3 protein-coding genes are annotated in these 2,669 nt (G+C 42.0%); all 3 read left to right on the forward strand.

The annotated features are described in order from the left end of the window. On the forward strand, positions 1–679 hold a 679-nt coding region (locus RMO55_RS21520), incomplete at its 5' end, for an aconitase family protein (protein WP_310430173.1). Positions 680–903: 224 nt separating this feature from the next. Beyond that, positions 904–1,959: a hypothetical protein gene (locus tag RMO55_RS21525; RefSeq protein ID WP_310430175.1), complete on the forward strand. Its 1,056-nt coding sequence runs from the start codon at positions 904–906 to the stop codon at positions 1,957–1,959. A 118-nt stretch (positions 1,960–2,077) separates the two neighbouring features. Next, positions 2,078–2,329 (forward strand): hypothetical protein, encoded by a 252-nt coding sequence (locus tag RMO55_RS21530; protein WP_310430176.1) that lies wholly within the window; start codon positions 2,078–2,080, stop codon positions 2,327–2,329. The last annotated feature ends 340 nt before the right edge of the window (positions 2,330–2,669 follow it).

The following is a 2,669-nucleotide window of genomic DNA, read 5'->3' on the forward strand; positions in this document are numbered from 1 at the left end:
CGCCCAGATGGAAGCTTGGCTGGCTAATCCCGTGCTAATGTCCGCCGATGCCGATGCCGAATACGCCGAAATCATCGAGATCGATCTTAATAGTATTACGGAACCGATCGTCGCCGCCCCCAACGACCCCGACAACATCAAACTCCTGAGCGAAGTCGCCGGAGCTAAAATCGATGAAGTCTTCGTCGGCTCCTGCATGACCAATATCGGACACTACCGCGCCACCGCCAAAGTCCTCGACGGCGAACCCGCAGTCACCACCCAACTGTGGATTTGTCCCCCCACCCGCATGGACGAATCCCAACTCAAAGCCGAAGGCATGTACGCGATCTTCGATGCCGCTGGAGCACGGACAGAAATGCCAGGATGCAGTCTCTGTATGGGCAATCAAGCCCGCACCGCCGATAATGCGACGGTGTTCTCGACATCTACCCGCAATTTCAATAACCGGATGGGGAAAGGTGCCCAAGTCTATCTCGGTTCGGCAGAATTAGCCGCTGTTTGTTCGCTGTTGGGGCGGATTCCAACGGTATCGGAATATCTAGATTTGATGAGTAAGAAAATCAATCCGTTTGCAGGGGATCTGTATCGTTATCTGAATTTTGACCAGATTTCTGGTTTTGAAGATGAAGGGCGAACTGTCTCGGTGGATGATATCAAAAAGTTAGCCGAGGTGTAAATTTGGGAATAATGGACTGAGGTGGGCATTGCCCATCCAGCCCTTTTAACGCGAATATTTACACTATTTTCTCGGTTGTCATGAGATAACATGCAGGATTAGGGATTGAATAAGGTTTTAAAGTCAAGGGTGACAACACTCGATAGATTTGGAAGTGTTGTTTTAATCGATCTAACATACTCGATCGACTAAATTATTATGCGATAATCCCGAAACTGAAAGCTATGAGCGTAAAAAACTTAATCGAAAATGTCATCAAAAAGGTTTCAGTAGAACTATTATCAATCATTGCGCTTGCTGCTATTAGTGGTGGCGGTACCTTTGCTTGGTTTGCTTGGTCTAATTCTAGACTACCTGTGAGAGTAATAGATAAAGTGACTAAATTAGCAGTTTCTGATGTTAATGTGACAATCGGAAATAAAAATGGATTGCAGACTTTAAAGTCTAATACATTTGGTGAAATAATTTTCATAAAACCAGATTTTAGTATTCCAGTTGATGTTTTAGTACCAGAAAATTCTGTACATAGCCACTATAAGGCATCTGTCCAATCAGCAGAGGATTCAAGACTCACAGAGATTGAGTTAGATACAAAAAAAACACCACCATTTCCACCACCACCACCACCTGTCCGCGATCCTGTCTGGAACCCACCAATAATAAAAACAGGCTCGGATGGTAAGGGTGGATCTGCAAATTTCAGTTTTTATACTTTAATTGGTGTTGGGAACGACTATAGATGGAAGATTGGAAGTGAATCAGAAATAGAAGTACTTGAGGAGGGAAACAAAAAATCCCTCATCAATGCAAAAGATTTCTTCAACACAAAAATTGCCCACCTAGTAATCGATAAAAAGGCAGGGATAATTGCAGTTGGAAATGCATCGTGTGAGGGTAATATTGAAGAAGAGGGCAAAAGAGCTAGAAAAAGAGCTAACGTAATAAGAGATTCTATCCAAGAAACATTTTCCAATGGCGTGCTTCAATTAATACTAGGTAAGTATAACGATGATCGATGCTCTTCCAAAAATACTAACGAGACATTAACACAACGGAGTATTATTATAATTACTTTCTCTGATCCAACTGAAAATCTCGATAAAGAAAAAGCTGCTAAAGATGCTTTTGCTAAGGCATTAGCAGATCCAGAGTTTACAAATAATTTGCGGAATAAACTATTTTTTGACAAATCAAAAAGTCCTTTGACAAGAGATTTAGATATTGCCAAGTATAGTTGCTTTTATTTGGCAGCCTCACCACCCGATTGTAAAAAGAAATAGACTACAAGGGTTAGCAGTGCCCATAATCTATATTTTGCTGTATAAATATTGTGATTTATGGGTGACTTGTAAAAGTAAGGATATAATCGTAGTTGAGGGAGAATCCTGGAACAGTGTTATGACCACACCTAACTCACCCAACTCTAAGCCAACCAAGCGCAGTAGCCATGAGGATGCTTACCTACTAGGTGAGTTGATTGGTAGTGTCGTTGAGGAGATTGATCGTCAAATGACCCTCAATGATGATGTGACAGATTTACGAGATTCCCTAGATCGTGTATCAAAAGATAGATTACAATGGGAAAAAGAAAAATCTGATACATATGAATCAAGAAGTCGGGAAATCGATCGCAAGTGGAAACGATACTAAGTTAAAACACTTCATCTACCTAGATCGCAGCCGTTTAAACTCCTATACAGCCCAAATATCGGATGGCTTAACTCAGATTCGCCGACTATCTGAGACAATTAGCCAAAGGGACGTTAACAACCCTACCGAAGAGTATCAGGAGCAAACCCGCGAAAAAAGTTCTGCCGCTGAGGGTAGCATTGGTGCTAACATCGCTATGAGAGGATGTTTGGAAATACGGAGAGTATAAAATATTCAAGCAAGTCTCCGTAGCATAAGTCGGATCATAGCAATGTGGATGAAAGCCTCTGATGAAGCAGGTAAACGTTCGTAATCAACATTAAGACGGCGACACCAGTGC

Source organism: Chamaesiphon sp. VAR_48_metabat_135_sub, from assembly GCF_031418915.1.
Classification (GTDB): domain Bacteria; phylum Cyanobacteriota; class Cyanobacteriia; order Cyanobacteriales; family Chamaesiphonaceae; genus Chamaesiphon.